The 25,320-nt window shown below is 28.0% G+C and carries 20 protein-coding genes; 13 read left to right on the top strand and 7 right to left on the bottom strand.

Annotated features, from left to right (window positions below; genetic code table 11):
• Positions 1-107: 107 nt before the first annotated feature.
• From EDD60_RS15045 to EDD60_RS15030, 4 genes are all read right to left on the bottom strand, one after another.
• Positions 108-782: a PspA/IM30 family protein gene (locus EDD60_RS15045; protein ID WP_132226537.1), complete on the bottom strand. Its 675-nt coding sequence runs from the start codon at positions 780-782 to the stop codon at positions 108-110.
• A gap of 27 nt (positions 783-809) precedes the next feature.
• Positions 810-1,826, bottom strand: a complete 1,017-nt coding sequence (locus tag EDD60_RS16255) for a hypothetical protein (protein WP_207905388.1) — start codon at positions 1,824-1,826, stop codon at positions 810-812.
• 133 nt (positions 1,827-1,959) lie between these two features.
• On the bottom strand, positions 1,960-3,237 hold the full coding sequence (locus tag EDD60_RS15035; RefSeq protein WP_132226536.1) for an ABC transporter ATP-binding protein: 1,278 nt from the start codon (positions 3,235-3,237) through the stop codon (positions 1,960-1,962).
• A complete protein-coding gene (locus tag EDD60_RS15030) occupies positions 3,209-4,522 on the bottom strand; it encodes an FtsX-like permease family protein (RefSeq protein ID WP_132226535.1) in 1,314 nt (437 codons plus the stop codon). The genes EDD60_RS15035 and EDD60_RS15030 overlap by 29 nt, the downstream gene beginning before the upstream one ends.
• A gap of 202 nt (positions 4,523-4,724) precedes the next feature.
• Between EDD60_RS15030 and EDD60_RS15025 the strand changes: the two genes are divergently transcribed.
• Positions 4,725-5,558 (top strand): DegV family protein, encoded by an 834-nt coding sequence (locus EDD60_RS15025; protein WP_066445243.1) that lies wholly within the window; start codon positions 4,725-4,727, stop codon positions 5,556-5,558.
• 16 nt (positions 5,559-5,574) lie between these two features.
• Here EDD60_RS15025 and EDD60_RS15020 read toward each other — a convergent pair whose 3' ends face one another.
• Positions 5,575-6,741, bottom strand: coding sequence for a CapA family protein (locus EDD60_RS15020; RefSeq protein ID WP_066445240.1), 1,167 nt, complete (start codon positions 6,739-6,741; stop codon positions 5,575-5,577).
• A gap of 146 nt (positions 6,742-6,887) precedes the next feature.
• Here EDD60_RS15020 and EDD60_RS15015 point away from each other — a divergent pair, with 146 nt between their 5' ends.
• On the top strand, positions 6,888-8,330 hold the full coding sequence (locus tag EDD60_RS15015) for a glycoside hydrolase family 1 protein (RefSeq protein WP_132226534.1): 1,443 nt from the start codon (positions 6,888-6,890) through the stop codon (positions 8,328-8,330).
• A gap of 43 nt (positions 8,331-8,373) precedes the next feature.
• Positions 8,374-8,799, top strand: coding sequence for a GNAT family N-acetyltransferase (locus tag EDD60_RS15010; protein ID WP_132226533.1), 426 nt, complete (start codon positions 8,374-8,376; stop codon positions 8,797-8,799).
• Here EDD60_RS15010 and EDD60_RS15005 read toward each other — a convergent pair.
• Positions 8,792-9,451 (bottom strand): SanA/YdcF family protein, encoded by a 660-nt coding sequence (locus EDD60_RS15005; protein ID WP_066443580.1) that lies wholly within the window; start codon positions 9,449-9,451, stop codon positions 8,792-8,794. The genes EDD60_RS15010 and EDD60_RS15005 overlap by 8 nt on opposite strands.
• Before the next feature lie 93 nt (positions 9,452-9,544).
• A complete protein-coding gene (locus tag EDD60_RS15000) occupies positions 9,545-10,192 on the bottom strand; it encodes an HAD family hydrolase (RefSeq protein WP_066443577.1) in 648 nt (215 codons plus the stop codon).
• A gap of 134 nt (positions 10,193-10,326) precedes the next feature.
• On the opposite strand from EDD60_RS15000, the gene prfA reads away from it, so the two are divergent.
• The 10 genes from prfA (at position 10,327) to EDD60_RS14950 (ending at position 25,183) form a co-directional block, all read left to right on the top strand.
• Entirely contained in the window at positions 10,327-11,403 is a 1,077-nt protein-coding gene (gene prfA / locus EDD60_RS14995; protein WP_066443574.1) for a peptide chain release factor 1, read from the top strand.
• On the top strand, positions 11,403-12,257 hold the full coding sequence (gene prmC, locus EDD60_RS14990; protein ID WP_132226532.1) for a peptide chain release factor N(5)-glutamine methyltransferase: 855 nt from the start codon (positions 11,403-11,405) through the stop codon (positions 12,255-12,257). The genes prfA and prmC overlap by 1 nt, the downstream gene beginning before the upstream one ends.
• A gap of 10 nt (positions 12,258-12,267) precedes the next feature.
• Positions 12,268-12,762: a GNAT family N-acetyltransferase gene (locus EDD60_RS14985; RefSeq protein WP_066443567.1), complete on the top strand. Its 495-nt coding sequence runs from the start codon at positions 12,268-12,270 to the stop codon at positions 12,760-12,762.
• A gap of 98 nt (positions 12,763-12,860) precedes the next feature.
• A complete protein-coding gene (locus EDD60_RS14980; RefSeq protein WP_165973161.1) occupies positions 12,861-14,936 on the top strand; it encodes an ABC transporter ATP-binding protein in 2,076 nt (691 codons plus the stop codon).
• Positions 14,908-16,638 carry an ABC transporter ATP-binding protein gene (locus EDD60_RS14975; RefSeq protein ID WP_066443563.1) on the top strand — a complete coding sequence of 577 codons (1,731 nt, stop codon included), beginning with the start codon at positions 14,908-14,910 and terminating at the stop codon, positions 16,636-16,638. Before EDD60_RS14980 ends, EDD60_RS14975 begins: the two co-directional genes overlap by 29 nt.
• 228 nt (positions 16,639-16,866) lie before the next feature.
• Complete coding sequence (locus EDD60_RS14970) at positions 16,867-18,117, top strand: helix-turn-helix domain-containing protein (RefSeq protein WP_066443561.1); 1,251 nt, start codon at positions 16,867-16,869, stop codon at positions 18,115-18,117.
• A gap of 532 nt (positions 18,118-18,649) precedes the next feature.
• Positions 18,650-20,689, top strand: a complete 2,040-nt coding sequence (locus tag EDD60_RS14965) for an ATP-binding cassette domain-containing protein (RefSeq protein WP_066443559.1) — start codon at positions 18,650-18,652, stop codon at positions 20,687-20,689.
• Complete coding sequence (locus EDD60_RS14960; RefSeq protein ID WP_066443556.1) at positions 20,686-22,506, top strand: ATP-binding cassette domain-containing protein; 1,821 nt, start codon at positions 20,686-20,688, stop codon at positions 22,504-22,506. Before EDD60_RS14965 ends, EDD60_RS14960 begins: the two co-directional genes overlap by 4 nt.
• Positions 22,507-22,589: 83 nt before the next feature.
• The gene (locus EDD60_RS14955) at positions 22,590-23,252 is read left to right on the top strand and encodes a response regulator transcription factor (protein ID WP_066443553.1); all 663 of its coding nucleotides are present in this window, start codon (positions 22,590-22,592) and stop codon (positions 23,250-23,252) included.
• Between the two features lie 2 nt (positions 23,253-23,254).
• Positions 23,255-25,183, top strand: a complete 1,929-nt coding sequence (locus EDD60_RS14950) for a sensor histidine kinase (protein WP_132226530.1) — start codon at positions 23,255-23,257, stop codon at positions 25,181-25,183.
• Positions 25,184-25,320 lie beyond the last annotated feature (137 nt).

The raw sequence follows: 25,320 nt of genomic DNA, 5'->3' as shown, positions 1-25,320 counted from the left end.
TCTTTTGAATATTTATTTTTTCTTCCCAATATAAAAACCTCCCGTATCAGTGTTTAATTATTTACACTGTCTACTGGGAGGTTATCATATCAATAACTATAGGTTTTTTATAATCCCATTTCTTTTTTTAGCTTTTCTAATTCCTCATCAACACTTGCATCTTTACCAGCATATTTAGCTTCTAAATCTTCAATAGGATCTTCTTCATCACTATTTAATTCAGCCATTGAATTTGCTTCATCAAGCATACGATCAGCTTTTTCTTCCATTCTTTCAAAAGCTTTCATAGAATCACTGGCACTATCCATTGAACCAGTCACTTTATTGATCTTCTCTTGAGTTTTTGCTACAGCGACCTTAGCTTTAATGTTTTTTCTACGTTGTTCTAATGATTGAATATCTTTTGTTAATTTATCATGCATTTCACGCATTTTTGTCGCATTGTCATGAGCAATACTATAAGCTTTTTGTAAATCTATACCATTATCAACATAGCTTTGTTTCTTTGTTAAAAAAGCTTTGGCATCATCTTCATTTCCCGCTTTTAATGCTTTTCTTGCAAGATTATCATACTTCGCAATTTGTTCATCATTTTCTTCTACCAAACGTTTAGCTCTTTTTTCTTCGGCCATAACTCCAGCAGTTTCACTCTTAACTTCAGCTAATTGTTCAGTTACTTGACGCATATACTCATCAATCATCTTTGCTGGATTTTCGCATTTGTCTAATAATGCATTAATGTTAGCAGACATAATGTCTTTAAATCTTGAAATCATTCCCATTTTATTTTCTCCTTTCGATTTCAATTGTTACATATCATCCTCATATTTTTTCTCTAAATCGGTTGTATCTTCACCAAAAGTTTCTAAAGGCTTATCTAATATTTCCTTTGTATAATCTTCTTTCTCTTTTTCTCTTTGAGCTTTCTTTTTAAATATTAAATAAGCAATGACACCAATACCTACAACCCCACCAACAATAATTGCTATTTTAGCAAAATCCCAACCATTTGTTGGAGCACTCATGATATTTTCACCAGTCGCACTAAAGGTTTCAGAAATCATTTTTTCAATTGATAAAGATGTATTATAGTAGTTCTTTTGAAAATATCCCCAAAGAATATCAATAGCTTCACTATCCATAATACTATCAGCCGCATATCCACTTAAATACCTAAATTCACCATCCATCTCTTGACTTGAATCATTCAAACAAGCAAAATAAGCAAAAATAAAATGCCCTTCATCTTTAAATCGTTCCTTATAAACTTTTTCTAAATATGCATCTGCTTGAGTTGAAAGAAAAGTAGAACCGTTCCAATATTGCTGCGAATAAGGAATCATCATAACATAAGGTTGAATACCAGTTTCCTGATAAAAATCTTCTAATCCACTGACTAAAACACTAGGACTTCTTATCCAGCTTAATTGATCATCATACCAATCTGTTTTCTTAACAACCCCACTCAAAGCTTCTCTTTGTTTTGTATTTTTAGGAACATCTTGATGCTTACTTGAAGTTGAAAAGAATAACATGCCTATAATAACACAGATAAAGACAATTGATATGATAACACTACTTATACTATGGCTTCCATAATTTCTTGGACGAGGTCCTCTTGGTGGTCGGGGGCTTCGATAATATCGAGGGCCACCAACAAAAACAGTTCTAGGTCCACTCGAGCGTCGTGTATAACTTGAATGACTTGAACCACTACCGCGGGAAAATCCCCCAGAAGAACGACCACCTCCGCTAAAACCACCAGAGGAATGTCCACCACCAAATCCACCACTGCTGTGGCTACCACCACCGCTACTTCTACCCATGACATCACCTCCGTATTAACTAAAACTATTATATCAAATTTATGATAAGAATATTATAAAAATGTGTATAAAAAGAAAGAAATCATAGAATTATCTTTTGAATGGAAAAGTGGAAATGCCAATAGCACTTCCACTAACCTTTATATTGAGTTAAGTCTTTATGAGTTCTTAAATATAATTTACTTCTTTCATAATCACGAGGATATTTATGATAAGCTTCTTCAATTTGGCGAGGATCGTTAACAGGGATTTGAAGTTGATGGAATAAGTTAATAATTTGAATGAAATCATCTTTATTTTTAGCTTTGAATAAATATGTTCCTTCTTCACTTACAAAATCAACCTTAGGATAGAAAATATATTGACTAAATAAACCAAAATTAACAAACTGTGCAGTTAAATCAAGATTAATTTGAGAAATAGTCGATAAATCAAAACCAACAGGATCATTATATTGATTAATAAAAGAGACTTTTGTTCCATCAATATGAAATAAAGTATTATTCTTAGCAATATCTTTATCATATGGTTGACCATCAATAATCATATAAACACTTACACGTTTTGAAGATGGTTGAATAGGTTGTGGTTCAACTGGTGTTTCTTGGATAACTTCTGTTTCACTTTTTTTTGTAGATAGTTCTTTTAATAAGCTATCTTGCATAGTGATTGCATTAATCTTTTTATAGAAATCCAATTGACTATCTTGTTTTTTGTAAACTACAGATTGAATACCTCCATCATATAAGTACATCATTTTCTTTGCATAACTTGCGATCATAGCATCATGTGTAACAAGCAAAATTGTTGTTCCTTGTTGATTTAATTTGGATAAGATATTTAAAACTTTATGAGAATTTTTAGAATCTAGATTACCAGTTGGTTCATCACAGAATAGAATCTTTGGATCATTGATTAAAGCATGAGCGATTGCAGCTCTTTGACATTCTCCACCAGAACATTCATGTGGGAATTTATTCAATAAATCAGTAATTTCTAAATCATTAGCTAATTGTTTGATTCTTTCTTCTAATTTCTTAGGATCTTCTTTGGCTAATATAGCAGGTGTTGCAATATTATCAAATAAAGAAAGATAAGGAATAAGATTATGATTTTGAAAAACAAAACCAAGATATTGATATCTAAATTCACAGAGTTGATCTTTTGACATTGCAGAGACATCATTTTCCATGAAACGTAATTCCCCAGAACTAATACGATCAAGTGTTGATAAACAATTAAGCAAGGTACTCTTTCCTGAACCTGATGGACCCATTATACATGTGAAATCAGCTTCTTCTAGTGTAAAAGTGACATTATTTAAAGCATAGAAATTTTTACCTCTTTTTAAATATAAATCAGGATCATAAACCTTATTAATATTATTCGCCTCTATTAAGATATTTGACATTGTTGATAACCTTCCTTTGCATTATTTTTTCTTGAATAAACATATAAACGACAATCAATGTATAAAGTGCAATATAAACAATCATTACAAATACAATAGCACTTTGAGATATAACTCCATTTTGTGAAACTAAATAAAGAATTTCTAAAATAAAAGCCAATGGAATCAAAATACCAAGAATAAAGAAGATAAGATTCTTTAAAAAGACAATATTATTTAATTTCTTAGAATCATATCCAACAGCATGAATTGTTGCAATTGATGTCTGTTGTTCTTTTAAATAAAGAGTAAAACGTAAAATAAAACATAAAACAATCATAATCATTATCATAATAAAACAAGGAACAGTGACTGTCTCAATAACAAATGAGGATGGAACATTCAACAATAACATAAAGATTGTTGGAATAATACAAGCTACTAATAATATTAATGAGGACATCACTTTAGTAAAATCCTGGAATAATGCTAAAGCATTTAAACAAATAGGATGTTTTAATAATTGATGATGAAATAAATCATATAACAATGGAATCGTTTTAGTAATAATTAAGATTAATCCGATTAAAGCAAAACTATAATAGAATAATAAAATTGTGATTGAATTGTTTTGATTTAAGATTTCTTTCATTGAATAAAAAGTAAAGACAAGGATAAATAATGAAAGAACGATTGATAGAAATGGTTTCTTTGCTTGATTATCGATTGAAAAGAAACTATTCTTTTGAGATGTTTTTAAATCAAGCTGATGTGATGAGAGATATTTAGCTAGATTGAGATCAAGTGAGATAAACTGGCTTGAACCAATGGCTAAGATAAGCACATAAGTTATGATTAAAAAACAAAAATAATAGAAAATCGTTTGAGTAAATGAATATTGTAAAATAAGATGTGACTGATAATAATGAATCAGGTGCATAATTTCCATTCCACCAAAGACTCCAATAATGGCTGATAAAAGAATGATGAAACCAAATTGAATAGATAAATAATAAAATAAATCTTTAGTCTTTGTACCAGCTAACAGTAAGATAGAAAACTCCTGCTTTTTATTCTCCATAAAATACTTAGTAATAAAAACATTAAGCAACAGAGCAATAGCTGCACCTATGACAGGAATTAAATGAATTGTACTACGAATCTGCCAAGAAAAATCCAATCGAACAAATGCATCATAAATCGCTAGAAAACTAAATTCAAAGCTTGATAGAATTATGAAAATTCCCAACAATAAGAAATATGTTTTCTTTTGATTCTTAAAGACTCTTTGAATAAATGATAACATATCTAAAACTCCCTTCTATACATTAATAATAGCACGTAATAAAAATAATTCAAATAATATTAATGAATTAATAAAAAATTATTATGAAAATAGTTTTTTTCTTGATTCTATGTAGTTTTAAAAACTACATTTTTATATTGACATTATAATACATATTTGGTAACGTATACATAAGAGGTAAAGTAAGGCGAGGAGAAAGAGTATGAAAATTATTACAGATACAGGATCATTGTATTCACCAGAAGCAGGGGAGAAGATTGGCGTAGAAGTTTTGCCTTTAAATGTCATCATTGATAAAAAGAGTTACAAGGAATTTGTTGATATTCAAAGTGATGAGTTTATTGAATTAGTGAAACAAGGACATGTTCCTAGTTCATCACAACCTTCTATTGGTATGACAATGGAATTATTTGAAAAATATCCTGAAGAAGAAATTTTAGTTATTAATATGGCTGATGGATTATCAGGGACATATCAAAGTACATTAGGGGCAAAGGAAAGCATGGAACATAATGAAAATATTCATGTGATTAATTCTATGACATTATGTGGTCCACAAAAATATTTAGTAGAAAAAGCAGTTGAGTTAAAAGAAAAAGGTTTTTCATTAGATCATATTATGAAAGAATTACATAAAAGTATTGCAACAGAAAAATCATTCTTGATTCCTCAAGATTTTGGTTTCTTAAAACGTGGTGGTCGTTTAACTCCATTAGCAGCAACAGTTGGTGGTATGTTAAAGATTACCCCAATTATGACAATGACCAAAGATCATAAGCGTTTAGAAAAATTTGCTATGAAAAAAACATTAAAGAGTGCTATTAAAGAGGTTATTAAGGCATTTGAAGAATTAGGTGTGAATGAAGATTATAAGATTTATGTGACTCATGCAGGAGTTTTGGAACAAGCAAAATCTGTCGTGGCACAAGTTCAAGCAGCATTTGAAAATGTTGTTATTGAGTTATATGATTTATCTCCAGCATTTATTACTCAAGGTGGTCCTGGCTGTATAGCTATTCAAACAATTAAAATGTAAAAAAACAGAGGTTGATTTAAGAATCAATCTCTGTTTTTGGTAATTGTTGATTTTTTAAAGAATGGATGATGAGCTTTTGATATGTTTTTTTAATCCATTCTTTGGTAAAGCCATTTTGATAATGATAATGTGATTTTTCTAGTTCATTTGTATATTGATTGAAAGGAACAAGTTTAAAGTTTTTGAGATGTTGATCATAATAATTAATGATTGGTATATAATCAATGTTTTCAATCGATATTTTTTCTTCTTGTTTTTTAATGTCAAGTGTAACCATCATTGAAACATTATAAGCATTTTTAAATTCTTGATTTGTTCGATCAACAATCGGATCAGCAGCTACAAAATTACCTAAAGAATACATACATAATGTCCTATTATCATTTATCCATTCCATTGTTTGTGAACAATGAGGATGATTCCCAATAATAATATCAACACCTAAATCACTGATAAACTGAGAAACTTTCTTTTGTTTAGCATCTAGCTGATATGTAAATTCTGTACCCCAATGCATCATAGCAATCAAAACATCACAATTTTTTCTTGTTTCACTAATTTCTTTCTTTAATAGTTGTTGATATTCTTTAGTGAATTGACGACCATTAGGATCATTAAACAAACCAACCTTTTCACGACTCTTTAAACTTACAACTTGATTAGTCGCATAAGTATAAGCAACAAATCCAAATTTAATACCATTAATCGTTTTATACTTTCCTTGATTACGATCTTTTTGATTATAATAAGTTCCTACTGCCATAATTCCTTTATCTTTTAAGAAATCTAAAGTATTATTGATTCCCTTATTTCCACAATCATTAGCATGATTATTAGCTGTTGAAACAACTTCTAAATCTAAAGAAGCCACTTGATTACCAATCTCTTTAGAAGCATTAAAAGAATAACCAACACCAGATGTCTTTAATTCTTTACCACCAATAGGTGTTTCTAAATTAGCAATTGATAAATCATCTTTTTGAAAATAAGGTTTAATCAAATCATAATATCCTTTATCATGAGAATCATCTTCTATCCAATCATAATAAGGCTGCTCATATAATAAATCACCTACAAAAGTACATTGAACCATTTCTTCCTTTGGCTTTTGTGGTTTTTCTTCTTGACTTTGACATCCACTTAAAAATAATAAAGCACAAAGACATAATTGTATTTTTTTCATTTTTATCACCTATTCTATTGTAGGGGATAATAAGAGTTTTGGCAATCTTTTTAAAAAATGAAAATGACTTTCAACTTATGAAAATATGATTCAAATTCTTCAATTATTCTTTATAATAAAAAAGAAAATAAAGGAGGAATAATAATATGAGTTTTCGTAGTGATTTTTATTGGGGAGGAGCTACAGCTGCTAACCAATTAGAAGGTGGATGGCAAGAAGGTGGCAAAGGAGTTTCTTGTCCTGATGTATGTACTGGTGGTAGTGCAACAAAAAGTAAAAGAATTACCCCTGTTTTAGAAGAAGGAACTTTCTATCCTAGTCATGATGCAATTGATCATTATCATAGATATAAAGAAGATATTGCATTGTTTGCGGAAATGGGATTTAAGATGTATCGTTTTTCTATTGCATGGACAAGAATTTTTCCTCAAGGTGATGAGAGTGAACCAAATGAAGCTGGTTTAAAATTCTATGAAGATTTAATTGATGAATGTTTAAAATACAATATTGAACCATTAATCACTATTTCTCACTATGAAGTTCCATTTCATTTAACTCAAAAATGGAATTCATGGACAGACCGTAGAATGATTGATTGTTTCTTAAATTTCTGTAGAGCAATCTTTACACGTTATAAAGGAAAAGTGAAATATTGGTTAACTTTTAATGAAATTAACTCAGCAACAACAGCTATGGGAGCATTCTTAGGACAAGGAATCTTAAATGAAATTAAAACAATGGATTTCATGGATCAAGTTGATGTACCAAATAATCGTTTCCAAGGGTTACATCATCAATTCTTAGCTAGTGCTTTAGCTGTTAAGATGGCTCATGAAATTGATCCTAACTATCAAGTCGGATGTATGCAAATTATGGCAACAAGCTATGGTTTAACATGTCATCCAGCTGATCAAGTGAAAAATCAACAACAAAATCATTTAAGAAACTGGTTCTGTAGTGATGTTCAATGTCGTGGAAAATATCCAAACTATATCAAAAGATATTTTAAAGAAAATAATATTACAGTTAAAATGGAACCTGGAGATGATGAAATTTTAGCAGCTGGTCCTGTTGATTTCTATACTTGTTCATATTATATGTCAGCTTGTCAAACTGCTGATCCTGCTAAACAAAAAGCTGGTCAAGGGAATATTTTAGGTGGAGTTCCTAATCCTTATTTAAAAGCAAGTGATTGGGGATGGCAAATTGATCCTGAAGGATTACGTTATTCATTAAATGAAATTTGGGATCGTTATCAATTACCTATCTTTGTTGTGGAAAATGGATTAGGTGCTTATGATAAGATTGATGAAGATGGTAAGATTAGAGATGACTATCGTGTTGATTATTTAAGACAACATATAGAGCAAATGCATGAAGCTGTTTTAGATGGTGTTGATTTAAGAGGATATACTCCTTGGGGATGTATTGATTTAGTTTCGGCATCTACTGGTGAAATGGCTAAACGTTATGGTTTCATTTTTGTTGAAAGATATGATGATGGAACTGGAGATTTCTCTAGAAGAAGAAAAGAATCTTTCTATTGGTATAAGAAAGTTATTGAAACAAATGGAGAAGATTTAGGATAATAACTGGGTGAATAACCCAGTTTTTTCAAGGAGAGGTATTACGATGATAGAAAAAGCAAAGTTAAATGATTTAGAAGAAGTTTATGAATTGATTTGTATTCTAGAACAAAAACAATTGAATAAAGCTCATTTTGATAAAGTTTTTCAAGAGGGAATACAAAATGAAGATGTTGAATATTTAGTTTATCGTAAAGATGAAAAAATTCTAGGTTTTTTAAGTTTTTCAATTCATCATTATTTACATCATGATGATGATACTGGAAAAATCGTTGAGTTAGTTGTTATGCCAGAACATCGTGGTTTACGGATTGGTGAAAAATTATTACAAGCAATAGAAGATATTGCTCGTGAAAGAAAACTAGAACAAATCGAACTTTCAACTTCAACATATAGAAAAAAAGCCCATCACTTCTATGAAGTCCATGGGTATATCAAAGATCATTATAATTATACAAAGAATATTAAATAGCTTGATTATGAATTTGGTCACCATCTCCATCTAAAGAGATTGTAGTTTGGCTTTGGCTAGATTGATGTGTGACAAAACAATTCAAAACATCCTTACATCTTGCGATAATTTCGCGTGCTTCACGAAGTGGTTGTCCTGGATAATGACTTAAATTAGCGGGAGCTCCAGAAGCTTCCAAGCCTAAAGATTGAGCTATATATAAAGCACGATAAAGGTGATAGTCCTGAGTGACGATAATCACCTTTTTTGCTTGAAAAATATCCCTAGCACGAATAAGACTATCATATGTAGAAAAACCCACATGGTCTAAAAAGATATCTGAAGAAGGAACCCCATTTTTAATTGCATAAGATTTCATAACCGCAACTTCATTATATTCATCACTACTATGATCACCACTCATAATAATTTTAGGAGCTTTTTTGTTTTTATATAGTGTTACAGCTTCTTTAATACGGTCTCTTAGCATAGGAGTAGGTTTATTGTTTCTTACGCCAGCCCCTAAAACAAGGATACAATCAGCATCTTGCATATCCTGATTAACTTGTTTTTTGGTTGATTGATAAACAAAGAGATTTAAGCTGGTAATGATGATTCCTATACATATTACTAAGAATGATAAGATAAGAAACAGTTTTTTTAATTTTTTCACTTGGATCACCTCTATTCTATTATAGAGAATATATCCTATAAATATCTTAAGAAATCATTAATTATGAGTAAACAAAAAAGGAATTTTCATTCCTTATTGTTTGAGATAATCAATAACCTGATCTAATGAATCAAGAATTTTTGTGGTCATCTTTACATATTGTTCTTCAGGATACTTCATATCAGGAATACAAATCACTGGAATATGTGCTCTATATGATGCTTCAATTCCGGCTTCACTATCTTCTAAAACCAAAGCATCCTGTACTTCAACTCCTAATTTTTCACAAGCCTTTAAAAAGACTTCAGGATGAGGTTTTCCTTGTGTTACTTCATCTCCACAAATAGAATCATCAAAATATTTCATCACATCAGCTAAACCTAAAAGATGTTCAACTCGATTTCTTGTACTAGAAGTTGCTACTATGGTTTTATATTGATGCTCTTTTAAATAAGTTAATAATTCAATTAAACCTTTTTTGATTGGTACACCATCTTTATCAAAAATATTATTCATTAATTGATGAACATCATTTAAAACACGATCCATTGGAAAATCTTGACCATATTCATCAAACATTAATTGATAGGCCGTAGGCAAAGTCTTTCCTAATAAAGTTTTATAAAAATCTTCAGACATAGTTAATCCCATTTCTTTTAAAACTGATACATAACACTCATAAGTGACTCTTTCACTATTAATCATTAACCCATCCATATCAAAAATAACTGCTTTCATCATTATCCACCCCTTTATCAGTAAGTATAAGAAAACCAGCGAAAAGTGTCAATTAAAAAAACAAAGAATATACCAATATTATTTTGCTTATTTTATGAGTTTATATTATAATGGTAAAGGTTTGGAGGTTAGAGAATATGAATAATATGATAGAAAGATTAGAAACGATTGCAAGAAGATATGAAGAATTAAATGAAATCCTAATGGATCCAAGTATTGCTAGTGATATTAATAAGATGACAGAAGCATCAAAAGAACAAGCTTCTTTAGAAACTGCTTATAATTTATATCAAGAATATAAAAAAGTTATCAGTGGAATTGAAGAAGCAAAAGAGTTATTAAAAGAAGATGATCCTGAAATTAGAGAAATGGCTGAATTAGAATTAAGTGAATTAGAAGATAAAAAACCTCAATTAGAAGAAAAACTTCACTTAGAATTGATTCCTAAAGATCCAAATGATAATAAGAACGTTATTGTAGAAGTAAGAGGTGCTGCTGGTGGAGATGAAGGTAATATCTTTGCTGGAGATTTATATAGAATGTATGTGAAATATGCAGAATCACAAGGATGGAAGATTGAAATTATGGAAGCTCAAGAATCTGATGCAGGTGGTTATTCTTTAATTTCATTTATGGTTAAAGGTGAAGGTGTTTATTCAAAGTTAAAATTTGAATCAGGATCACACCGTGTTCAACGTGTTCCTAAGACAGAAACACAAGGGCGTGTTCATACTTCAACAGCAACAGTGCTTGTTATGCCTGAAGCTGAAGAAGTGGATTTTGAATTAAATCCAGGTGATTTAAGAATTGATACATATCGTGCTTCTGGAGCTGGTGGACAACATATCAATAAAACTGACTCAGCAGTACGTATTACTCACATTCCAACAGGAACAGTAACAACATCTCAAGATGGACGTAGTCAACATGACAATAAAGATAAAGCAATGCGTGCAATGCGTACAAAATTGTATGAAATGAAATTACGTGAACAAGAAGAAGCTATTGGTAGTGAAAGACGTAATAAGATTGGTAGTGGGGATAGAAGTGAAAAAATTAGAACTTATAACTATCCACAAAATCGTGTTACTGATCACCGTATTGGTTTAACAATTCAACAATTAGATCGTATTATGGAAGGTAAATTAGAAGAAATTATTGAAGCATTAATTAATGAAGATCAAAGATTAAAGCTTGCTGGAGAAGAAGAATAATGACAGTTAGAGAACTCATTCGTCAAAGTGAAGCAATGCTTGATGAAACGAATAAAGATTGTAATGTTGCTAAGGTGTTATTTTATCATTTGGCAAATAAAGAACCTCATCAGCTTTATTTAATGATGGATGAGGAAGTGGATGAGAAGTTATATGATGCTTTTCAAGAAGGGATGAAGCGTTATATGGCTGGTGAGCCAATTCAATATATTAAAGGAAAAGAAACTTTCTTTTCTAGAGATTTTATTGTGAATGAAAATGTTTTGATTCCACGTTATGAAACAGAAGAATTAGTTGAAAATATTTTATATACGATAGATGATTATTTTGATGATTATGATTCTATTGATTTATGTGATGTAGGAACTGGATCTGGAGCAATTGCTATTTCATTAGCTTTAGAGGAACCTAAATTAAAGGTCACAGCAACTGATATTAGTGAAGAAGCTTTAGAAGTTGCAAGATTAAATGCTAGAGAATTATCAGCTCAAGTTGACTTCTATCAAGGGGATATGTTAAAACCTTTGATAGAAAGAAATATCAAGGTAGACATTTTTGTATCCAATCCTCCATATATTCCTAATGAACAAGAAATTGAAAATGTTGTGAAGGATAATGAACCACATGTTGCTTTATTTGGTGGAAATGATGGTCTATATTTCTATCGTAAGATTTTCTCTCAAGTTCATGAAGTCATTAAAGAGCGTGCTTTGTTAGCTTTTGAAATGGGATTTGATCAAAGAGAATTAATGAGTGAAGCTGTTGAACATTATTTTCCAAATGTTCCTTATGAAATCATTAAGGATATAAATGGAAAAGATCGCATGTTGTTTATTTACTATAATTTAAAATAAAGGATAGAACATGATATTAGAAACACAAAGATTATATTTAAGACAGTTACAAGAATCTGATGCAAAACGTATGAGTGAATATCGATGCAAAGAAGAAGTTGCAAAGTATCAATCATGGAAGAAGTATACTATTGAAGATGCAGCAAAACGGATTCAGCATTGTTTAACAATAACAAGTTTTAATAAACCAAAATCAGATTATCATTTGGCTATTATTTTAAAAGAAAATGATGAAATGATTGGTGATTTATTTGTTGAAGTTGTTAATCATAAGGTTTTTGTTTTAGGATATACGCTTGATTCATTATATTGGTCACTTGGTTATGCGACAGAGATTGTATCGGCTTTTTTAGAATATATGAAAGAAACATATAAGTTTAAAAAGGCAATCTGTTATGTTTATCATGATAATATTCGTTCTAAAAAATTATTAAAGAAATTACATTTTGTTAAGTTTGATGAATCATATTATTATGATGATGAAGGATATGTAAAAAAGATATAGAGGTTACATCAGTAGATGTAATCTTTTTTTGGCTATTTAAAAAATTATTTTTTACCTTTAGGACTATGCTATAATAAAAATAAGGGATGGTGATAGAAGTGAAATTAAAACATATTGATAAAATATATCATAATCAACAAGGGGATGTTCATGCCTTACATGATATTTGCTTAGAAATAAAAGAAAAAGGGATAACTTTTATTATTGGAGCAAGTGGAAGTGGGAAAACAACATTACTACGCATTTTATCTTTAGAAGATAAAGATTATCAAGGGATAGTAGAGTTAGATGGAACAGTAGAGACAATTCAACAAGAGATTGTCTTATTTGAAGCAATGAGTGTTTTAGATAATCTTAAGTTAGTTAGTGATGATTTGTCACAAATTAAAGCTTGGTTAGAACAATTTGAAATGTTAGAGTTTATGCATCAAAAGGTAAAAAAACTCTCTATTGGACAAAAGAAACGTATACAAATTATTCGTTCTTTGTTAGTTAATAGTGATTATTTACTATGTGATGAACCAACAGCAGCTTTAGATCATGAAAATGCTCAATTGATTATGGAAACATTGAATAATGTTGCTAGGGATAAAGTTGTCATTATTGTGACACATGAAATAGCATTGGTTGATCAATATGCTGATCGTATTATTGAAATTGAACGGGGAAAGATTATCAAGGATGAACAAGTTCATACAAAATCTATTCATCAACCTTTAGCTATTGAAAATAAGAAAAAAACATTGTTAAAACAAATATTATTTATTTTCCAATATATCAAAACAAGACCAATGGAGTTTTTATTTAAAACCATGATTGCTTTTGTTGTTTTATTAACGGCTTTTGTTTCAACTTCTCTTTTGTCAGCAACAAATCAAGTGGTCGTTGAAAGAAATCGATGGTTACATGGAGAAAATATTATTGTAACGCAACCTAAGAATAAAAATTTAAAAAACGAAGAAGGAAATTATACAAATTATGATGTCTATGATAAAAAGACAATTCAGCTTATTGAAACCGATGTTAAAGAAGTCATTGGTTATCGTTATGGTTGGGATGCTACACAATATGCATTAACTGGTTCTTTTAGCAAAGAGTTAACAATTAAAGAATTAAAAGAAGTCGTTAAAGAAGATGAACGAGTTTATCAAGAAACCGGGAAAATACCTCATAGTCAATATAATAAATTAAAAAAATTATTGAAAGAACTGGAAGAAAGTGGGGCTGAACAACATCTACCACAAGATTTTAAAATTACTGTTGATTTTAGAAATTATGATGGATTTAAAGATTATTCTTTTTCTAATGCACCTTCAAAAGAAAAGCATAGAATAGGTGAAAAAAATAGTATAGAAGTCATTCCCTATCAATTATTTGATCATTATCAAATCTCTTTAAAGTTAGGGAATAATCCTATTAAAGATAATGATGTTATTATATCTTCATCACTAGCAGAGCTTTTAGCAAAAGAATATGAAATAAGTGAAAAAGACCTGATTGGTAAAGAAATTCCATTTAATTATGCTTTAGAAAAAGAAATGCAGGTGACGGTTGCAGGTATTACTTATGAAGAAAATGAAAATGAAAATCAATTATATTTTAAAGCAGGAAGTTTAGATCAATGGATTGAGTCAGTCTATGAAATGAACCCAGATTATTTAAAATATGTCTTTGTTTATTTTTTAACCGATCCTCAATATGATGCTAAAACAATCACACAAAAGATAAATCAGACAATTGAAGGTAAGGAAAGTGTTTTTGCTCCATTTTCTGAATCTTATTTAACAAGTGAGGCTGAATATCAAAATCCTATCTATTTTTATGCATTTATAATTCTTTTAGGAGTGGGATTAATTATTATTGAGATCATTGTCAATATATTAAAACAAAAACGTATGAATAAAGAAGAAAAACTATTAGCTCATTATGGATATTCATCAGAAATATTATTAATTGGATTATTAGTTGTTTCATTTATATTAGCAGGTATCATACAAACTCTTTTATTACCTTATTTGTGTGAGGTTTTAAATCAGCTTGCTCATACTTTTGGTTTTGCATCATTTGTTACGTATAATCTTAAAGAATATAGTATTGCATTTATGATTTCACTTATTTTATTTATTTTGATTGAGGGGATTATGTATGGAATTAGAACTTATAAACGTAGATAAGGCATTTTCAGGACATGTTGTTTTTAAGAACTTAAATTTTGATTTTTCAAAGTGTGGGTTATATGTTATCAGTGGAAAGAGTGGTTGTGGTAAATCAACATTATTAAATATATTAGCAGGATATGAAAATATAGATGCTGGTAAAAGATGTGTAGATTCTTCTGTTTTAATAGCATGTATTTTTCAAAGTTATGAATTAATAGAGGAATTAAATGTCTATGATAATATTTATTTAACAAAGGATAGAAGTCTTTCATTTGATTTTATTGAGGAATTAGGACTAACAGAATTATTATCTCGTTATCCTAAAGAACTTTCACAAGGACAAAAACAAAGAGTCGGAATAGCTCGAGCATTAGCTTGTTGCCCACAGGTCATTATATGTGATGAACCAACAGAATCATTAGATATTGAAAACAAAGAAAGAGTTTTAAACTTATTAAAAAAATTATCTCAAGATTGTGTTGTTATTGTAGCGACACATGATATATCAATGTTACAAGACTATGCTGATTATCATTATGTTATTGAGGATAATTCCTTGATTTTACAAACTCAAAAGCAACAAGCACCTACACTTACTGTTGAAGAAAGAAAAACTTCATATCATGAATTGAAAAGAATCATTCATCAGATGATTCATAAAAGAACGATGATTCAAACCTTATTTTTAAGTCTACTTATTATTTTTCAAATTATTACATTTCAAATTAATGGTATTCTTTTTCAAGAAAAAACAAGTTATCAAGTCATAAATCAAAATAGTCTCTATGTTAAAACAAATGGAATGAATCCAGATTCTTTATACAAATATGGTGAAATACGTCCAATCCTTAATTTTGATACATTGAACCTCAATAATAAAATCTATAAGATGAATATTTATCCTTTACCTACAACAAGTCAAAACCAATTAAAAAATAATCAAATTCTCATTAATCAAAATACAGCAAAAGTTTTAATGAATGAATGGCAAGTTAATCAAGAATCTTTAATCAACCATCAAATTCTCTTATCCTATCAAATGGGTAGTCAAATTTATCAAATAGAATGTACAATAAAAGATATTATTGAAGAAGATTTAAAAGATGTTAAACAAATTTATTATTCTTATGATGGAATAAATTCTCTTTTAAAACAAAAAAGATTTTCTAAAGAATATCCAACACAATATGATTATCTTATGAAAAAAGGAGAATCGTTTGAAATCCAATGTTCATCAACACAAGTCCAAGATTATTATCAGGTCTTAAAAGGAAAATCAAAGTTAACGGTAAATCACAGCATTTTTACATCACTTCATCAAAATCAAGGACAAAAGGATTTATACTATGTTTTATTTATGATTGTTCAAATAATCTTACTTGCTGTTAGTATTATCTATATTGTTTATATGACTTACCAAGATACAAAAAAGAATCAAGTTGGTTTATCGATTATTCATGCTTCTGGTGTAGATTTGCAATTGATTAAGAAAAGATATTTTATAGAAAAACTCAAATATTTATTGATTGTTTTCATCAGTGCTTTATTTGTTTGTCTTATTTTAGAATGGCAATTTCATCAAACCAAACGTTCATTAATTTGTGGTTTATTTGTAGGAGTTATTTTATGTTTCTATGTTCTTATCTTTTATATACGATTGAGCAAACTTCACAAGAATCAAATTTCTATTTTATTAAAAGATAATAAAGATGAGTAAAAAATAAAAAAATTATTTTTTGCTCAATTTTTTTAAATAATAGCAATATAACTGTTTTATCGCAAGTTTTCATTAATTATAAGACAATAATATTATTGATAATCGAAAATAAGTTATTTGACCAATTTAAAATTAGGTTCGTATATTCATGGATTGTAATATGTTATAATATACATAGAAAAATAATGCATGATATTTAGAATAATCAAGTAAATAGGAGAGTTTTTTATGGATTATCATGTAAAAAGAATGAGTTTATTTATTAAGTTTAAAAGAATGGAAATTGGTATATCACAAAGAGACTTTGCAAAATCAATATTTGTGAGTAGAAGTTTAATTGATAATATAGAAAATGGAAAATTAACATCTTTAAATCATCATATTGATAACATATTTGAATGTTTTGGTTTGGATAAAAGTCAATATATTGATGATGACTATGATTTTATTAAAAGATTCTATACAGTTATTCATCGTGTTATTTATTATGATTTAGATAAAAATCCTCAAGATATCATTGATGAATTTTATTTTAAAGGAATAGAAAATACATATCTCTATATATATTATCAATTACTAAAAACCTGCCTATATTCACGGGAATATTTAAATGATGAATTTCTTTTTAAATATATTCCTCTCTTTGAAAATATTATTGATCAATTCGATTTATTGATTCAGCAATTTTTTCAAATAACAAAATATATTTATTATAAAGAAAAAGGTATGTTTAATAAATGTGTATTAAATGATAAAAATGTGAATTTTGATATGATGAACAATGATATGAAATCATATTATTACCATGCATATGCATTACGTTATATGTATGAAGGGGATTTTTATAAACAATTCAAATATTTTAACTTGGCTAATGAATACTGTTTAAAGATGAATAATCAAAAAAGATTAATTGCATTGAAAATTATTGAATGTGATATTTATGAAAAATTAGGGGATATGAATAAAGTTATAGATATACTATATTCAAATATCAAAAAGATTGATGAAATCAATTTTACAAGTATGAAATATGTATTCATAAGTAATTTAGGAATTGAGTATTTTAAGATAAAAAATTATGCGTATGCAATACAGTGTCTAAAAGTTTCGTTTCTAAAAAACAATGATAATTTAGATTTATTTTATCTTATTTTAAGTCACATGTTGCTAGATAATAAAAATGTAGTTAAAAGGTTATTAAACTATCAATACCAAGTTGAATGTTTTAATGAAATATATTATGAATTAATAGAGTGGTGTAGTAAAGCTTACCAAAGACCTTATACAAAAAAATGTCAATATATTCTAGAACGAATATATAAGCGTTATTTTGCAAGTTCATCCTATGATGCTAAAAAACTTATTTTAAATTTATTAATAGATAATTATGAACATCATGAAGATTATCAAAGGGTAAATAATTATCAGAAGGAATTAATAAAATTATTAGAAAGTAGAATAAATTGTGAAAAATAATTTGTTATCATTGATTGTTTTTTAGCAAATTACATTCATATAAATCAACAGGATATGAATGAAAGATGTAGGTGCCAATATCAATCATATCTCACAATAACCATTGAACATGGAATTTCTAGAGGTGGAGGATGTTAAAATGTAGTAAGGTAAGCAAGTTGTATATTCAAAAATAAAAGGAGAGATACATATGAAAGTAAGTCATTTGTTTTTAAATGTAAGTAAGAGAGTTATATCATGTTTTTGATTCCATAATAGAAAAATCTATATATGTTCGTAATGTTAGTGGAATAACAATTGGAAAAATCAAAACTTATGTTACTGCTACAATAAGAAATATTAATGGAATTTATTCTATTGATTTATACAGATTTAGACATGGGTGCCAATGCAACAGCAACGATATATAGTAAAAGTAAATCAGGAATGAACTAATTTATCTCATCAAATAGGTACAGACTTACAAACTATGACATATGATTTCAGTTAATCCTCTAGGGATTAACTTTTTCTATAAAGTGGGTGATAAAAGATGTTAGAATTAAATCATATAAAAATGAATTATGGTCAAAGAATAATTTATGATTGTGCAAATTTTGTGGCACATAAAAATGAACTAACTATTATTATGGGAAAATCAGGGAGTGGAAAATCAACACTTCACAAAATAATAACGATGAGTCTTGATACACAAGGTGAGTATTTTATTGATACAAAAGATATGAATAAATTGTCAAATAAAGAGAAAAAACAGTTTATTAAAGAACATATGGGAATTGTTAATCAAAATCCAATATTTATAAGTGATTTGACAATAAATGATCATATTAACCTTTGTCAATCTTTATTAAATGGATATCAAGTAGATGAATATGTTCAATTCTTACAATTAGAAGAAGTATTAAATAAATATCCCCTGCAATTATCTAGTGGTGAAAAAATGAGGGTTGCAATATTATTAGCTATGATTCATCAACCAGAAATTTTAGTCTTTGATGAACCAACAGCATCATTGGATTCATACCATACACATATTGTTGTAGAGATGATAAAAAAATATGCTCAAAGTGGACATTATGTTATTGTTTTTACACATGATAAAATATTAAAAGATGTAGCAGATAGTCTATATATTATAGAAAATAATAAATTAACATCAGTAACAAGAGAAAAGGGCAATTATAAAAATAGTATTTCATTATTAAAAGCAAATAAAAAAGCTTACTTATATTTTTTATTCAGGATGTATAAACATCAATTCTTTTTTAAGTCAATGACACTATTACTAATTTCTTTAACTATTGCTATTGGTTGTTTCTCAATATTTCATGGAAATTCAACTATTCAATATTATCAAAATCAACTTAATAAAACTGAAAAGACGGGTATTATATATAAAGAAAATATAGATTCTTTGGGGAAATTATATAATGAAGAATATGGTTTTAGTGAATTAGAAGTTAAAGGAATAAAGGAAGTAAAAGGGGTTAAAAATATTTGGCCATATATTATGACAAGAAATCATGAGGTAATTCAAAATGATTTGAAAAGTGTGAATATTAAGATTTATCAAAAGGGTCAATTGATGCATGATTTAGATTATAAAAATAATACATACACAGTTGCTACATATAAAAATGATTATAAATATGAAAGCAATTTAATTAAAAAAATCAATTCCAATGAAGGAGTTTATGTATCAGCATATTTATTGTATGATCTTTTTAATCCAGATGTAGAAAGATATAATAAAAAAGATATTGAGAATAGTGTACAAAAATATGATGAAAATACAGAAATTGAATTTCCTATAATTGTTCCAATATATAATTTGCAATATAAAAATCAAAAAGGCAATCAATTACTAGGTAAAACAATGACTATAAAAACGAAAATTAAAGGAATCTATTATCAAGATATACCGTTTCAATTTTCTAAAGGAACAACTACAGATGTATCAATATTTTATCCGTTAGATATAGCTTTGAAATTTATTCAAAAAAACAAGGCAAGCGCGAACGAATTATTGCAAGATCAAGTAAAATATCAAAATGATGAAGGATATTTAACCCCATTTTATCCTTTATATTATCAATTTAATGTAGATAGGGGAATTTCTTTTCGGACTGTTAAAGAAAATATTGAGGCTAAGGGTTATAAAGTATTATCAGATTATAATGATGCAGAAAATAATTTGGATATTATTCATCAATTAAATAGTGGTTTGCAGATGATAGCAGTTTTTATATGTCTTATTACTTTATTTATCTCATTTGGAATAAAGTATACTAAGAAAGAAGAATACGATGATTATTTGAATTTTTTCATGGAAAAAGGTTTTTCTTATCAAGAAACACGTAAAAAGTTAATTCAAAAATTTATGCTTGAAAGTATTTTTTGTACAGGGGTTTCAATTATATTATTTATATTAATGGTTATTTTAGGAAACTGTCTATATTATAATAGCAAAACACATATCCAAATTGAATTTATTATTATAACAGTTGTTTTTTCTCTAAGTATTGAAGTATTACTACCGCTATTGGTATTGGGAAGAAGGAATAAACTATGATTTCATTAGAAAATATATCTATTCGCTATAATAAAGTTTTAATAAAAAAATCGTCAATGATTATTCATGATAATAGTGTAACTTTAATTAAAGGATTAAGTGGAAGTGGGAAAACAACGTTATTATATCGGATTGGACTTATATCTAAAGAAAAAAAGTTACGATATGTTTGGGATAATATTAATATTCATTCATTGTCACCATCAAAAATAGATGAGTTACGGCGTTATAAAGTAGGATATGTTTTTCAAGATTTTTGTTTATTTGAAGAAATGAGTGTTTACGAAAATATAGAATATTATTGTCGAGCAGCCCATCAGCCCATTGATTTACAGAAGGCTGTTGAGGTATTGAAGATTGTCCAAATTGAAGATTTTTTGGATTGTAAAACAAAAAATCTTTCAAATGGTGAAAAACAGCGATTGGCAATTGCGTGTGCAATTGTTAAAGACCCTGAAGTTATTATTCTTGATGAACCAACTAGCGCTTTAGATGAAGATAATGAGAAGATTGTTTTTTCTATTTTACAAAGATTAGCTCATGAGAAAGGAAAAATGGTCGTAATAGCAAGTCATAGTTATATTTGTGATGATTATGCAGATTATATATATACAATAAAAAATCAAGAACTATTTCTTGAAAAGCAGACTGAAACTAAAGCAATTGAAAAAAAGAACAGAAAAAATATATCTTCTATGTTTATTGTTTATTATCTTAAACAATATTTTAAAAATCATCCTTTTATAAATATATTGATGACATCTATTTTAATATTTGGTGGGATATGTTCACTTTGTATTCAGGGATTAATTCAAGATACATTAAATCAGCTTGATAGTAAACTAAATAGTATATCTGAAAATCAGTTGTTAATATTAGGCTCACAAGGTAATTCTATACAACTATATAATGGCAAAGATATAGAACAAAATATTTTAGACAAAATTCAATCATTAAAAGGTATTAAAAAAATTTATCCTTTGTATAATTTGTCTGTTGAGTTAAACAACGATATTTATCCGGTATATCCAATTTTTAATGAAAATCAATTAGATGGAAAATTATTTAAGCAATATAATTCACAACGAAATCTTTATTTATCATATCTTGTAGCCCTTCGATTAGATCAATGGGATGAACAAGTAATTTTATCTCGGTTTATTTACAATGATAATAAGACAATACAAACATTGGAAAATGTAAATGGTGTTTTAGCAATTGGAAAATCATCAGGATATACGGATAATTTAAATTATGTTTTAATGGATTATCAGAAAATCGTTGAATTAGCTAAAAATAATCATATTTCTCCAACAAAAAATGCATTTGTTTTATTTGCTGATAACCTAGAATCCATTCAATCTATTTCAAAGACAATCTCTAATCAATTTCATTTAGAAGTAGTAGAACATTTTCAAAATGTTAATGACTTATTAAATATGAAATATCAAACAATCTCAAGTATGTCTACTGAAAAAGTTTTTGTAGTTATTTTAAGTGTCATATTATTTTTATATTTAAGCTATTGGAATATGAAAAAGCGACAAAAAGAATTTGTATTATTATATGTTAATGGAATTAGTCATTTTGAATTGATCTCAATTATTTTTGTTGATTTGTTTATTAAAATTATTATTGCCCTTTGTATAACTTTAATATCTTGTGAATTATTAGATAAATTGATATTTACAATATTTAATACAAAAGAGGTCATTTCATACTTTTTAAGAACAGTATTTATTGTTGTAATAGGTTTATTATTAATAAGTATTGGATTTATAAAGAATATAGATCCAGAAGAAACATTAAGAAATTAAAAAAGATGATTATAAATAAATCATCTTTTTCATATCTTTTTCACAAATTTATATTATAATGTGATTAAAGTGAGGTGCTAGGGATGAAAGTCTTATTGATAGAGGATGAGAAGCTAATTCGTATGTTTATTGTTGAATATTTTGATAAACAAAAGGCGAGTGTTGTTGAAGCAAGTGATGGTTATGAAGGGTTATCTTTGTTAGATGATTCTTTTGATATTGTGTTATTAGATATTATGATGCCAGGTATTGATGGGTATGAAGTTTGTAAGTTGATTAGACAAAAGAGTGATGTGCCTATCTTATTTATTAGTGCATTAAGTGAAGATGATAATAAGTTAAAGGGTTATGATTTAGGTGCTGATGATTTTATTTCTAAACCATTTACACCTTCGTTGTTGTATGCAAAATGTAAAGCTTTATTAAAACGTGTGAATAAAGAAAATCGTTCTTTAGATGTAGGGATTATTCATATTGATGAAGATACACATGAAGTGTATATTCGTGATGAATTGATTCAGCTATCTAATAAAGAATATTTGTTGTTGATATATTTTATTGAAAATAGACGAAAGATTTTATCTAGAGATCAATTATTAGATCATATTTGGGGTTATGATTATTATGGGGATCAAAGAATTGTTGATACCTATGTGAAGAAGTTACGTAAGAAATTATTAGATGCTGCCCCTTATATTCAAACAGTTGTTAAGATTGGCTATATGTTTGATTTAAAGGAGTTATAGTTATGAAAAAACTGAATTTCAGTTTGATTATTAAGGTTACCGGGGTTGTTTTTATTGCATTTTCAATTGTATTAGGGAATGAAATTCGTTTAGGAATTAATCGTTATACAAAGAATACATTGGATACAGATGCAGAAGCTATTGTTCGTAATCTTGATAAATTTGCTAAGTCTTATACTCAGAGTATAGCTATTAATAAAGTTAATTTAAATTCGACAGAATTTAAAAATATATATCGTGATGCTTTGGCTGGTGATGGAACAAAGGTCAAATGTCTAGTGAATGCAAAGGGACAGATTCTAGATGTTTCTCGAGAAGGTGAAGGTTTTCCAAGTATTGGAGTTATTGTTTCTAAGTATAAAGGGGCAACGAATTGGCCAGTTTATTTTGATTTATCTTCTATGGATAGCACCAGTTTAATGAAGATAGAAAGTGAATTATTAAAGCATAAAGATGAAAAGAATACAATTACGTTAAAGATTGTGACAAATAGTCAAAGTGAACTTAATAGTAATATATTTGATAATATTTTTATTAAAGAATTGAAACTTAATAATCAGATTATTTATGTCAGCAATACAAAAGGTAAAGTTCAAACAATGGAGGGAACGGTTGGTTCCTATGCTAGCTATAATCTAGAAATTGCATTTCCTAGTACACTTACAGAAAGTAAAAAACAATCAACAAATACATCAGGTAAGAAAAGTCGAACAATGATTTTAGATTACCAAAATGCCATGAATGGGCTAAGAGAACAAATCACTAAAAACTTTAAAACATTTAAAAAGAGTGGTCGTGAACTCACAACAACTAATTATTCTATTTATAAGATTTTAAATCCTTATGAATATAATGGAAAATATTATTCTACAGTCATGTTAAGATTAGAAGATTGGGGTTTAATGAATGGTGAAGATACAACTGTGGATTATACAGATGAGGCATCATTAGATAAAGTAACTGCAGGATATATATTTGTTATTCAGGAATATACAAATCTCACAATGCGTTCCTTTAGACAATTTATGCATGATAACTCATCAACTTATCTCTTAGCATTTGTTTTAATTATTTTGATTTGTCTATCCATAGCATATATGGTTATTAAACCAATCCGTCGAATTGAAACCACAGCAAAACATATTGCTAGAAAAGAATTTGATTATCCAATTGATACAACCAGGCATGATGAATTAGGTGATTTGTCGCGTAGTATTGATCGTATGAGTAAGGAATTAGAAAGTACAATTAACAATCTTCATCAAGAAATCGAACGTGTTCAAAGATTAGAAGTCATTAGAAAAGAATTTGTTTCTAATTTTACTCATGAAATTAAAACACCATTAGGGATTATTAATGGGTTTAGTGAACTTGTTGAAATTGAACAAGATGAAAAGAAACGTAATGAATATATTACTATTATTCAAAATGAAACCAAACGTATAAATGAACTTGTTTTAGCAATGTTAGATTTATCTAAACTAGAATCACAAAAGGTTTCATTAAAACTAGAGGAAGTTGATTTATTAGATATCGTAGGGGATTGTTTAGATTCAATGATGTATTTGTTTGAAAGAAAACAAATCAAAGTACATACTCAATTAGATTCCTCAATGGTAAAAGCAGATCGCTTTAAAATTGAAATGGTTATTGACAATTTTATTAGTAATGCATTAAGATATACAGCTGAGGGAAAAAATGTCTATGTTCGTTTAGATGAACATGGATTTGAAATTGAAAATGAGGGACATCCAATTCCTAAAGATGATTTAGAAAAAATATGGTTAACGTTCCATAAAGTTGATTGTTCAAGAAATGCTGAAGGAACAGGTCTAGGGCTTGCGATTTGTAAAGCTATTTTAGATCTTCATCATTTTGAATATGGAGTTAAAAATACTGAAAAAGGAGTTCTCTTTTACTTTAAGTATTAAGAGAATTTCTTTTTTTGTTTACTTTAAGCAATTGATAAAAGCTTGCTTTGTGCTATAATATGGGTGAATGAAAAGTTTTTTAACTTTTTTTAAGAAAAAAGAAGAAAAATCAGACTTTGCAAGCGTATATATAAGTA

This window comes from Longibaculum muris, assembly GCF_004343035.1.
In the GTDB taxonomy this organism is placed as follows: Bacteria; Bacillota_I; Bacilli_A; order Erysipelotrichales; family Coprobacillaceae; genus Longibaculum; species Longibaculum muris.
Note: the sequence above shows the minus strand (reverse complement) of the source record. Positions and strands in the feature narration are given on the sequence as shown.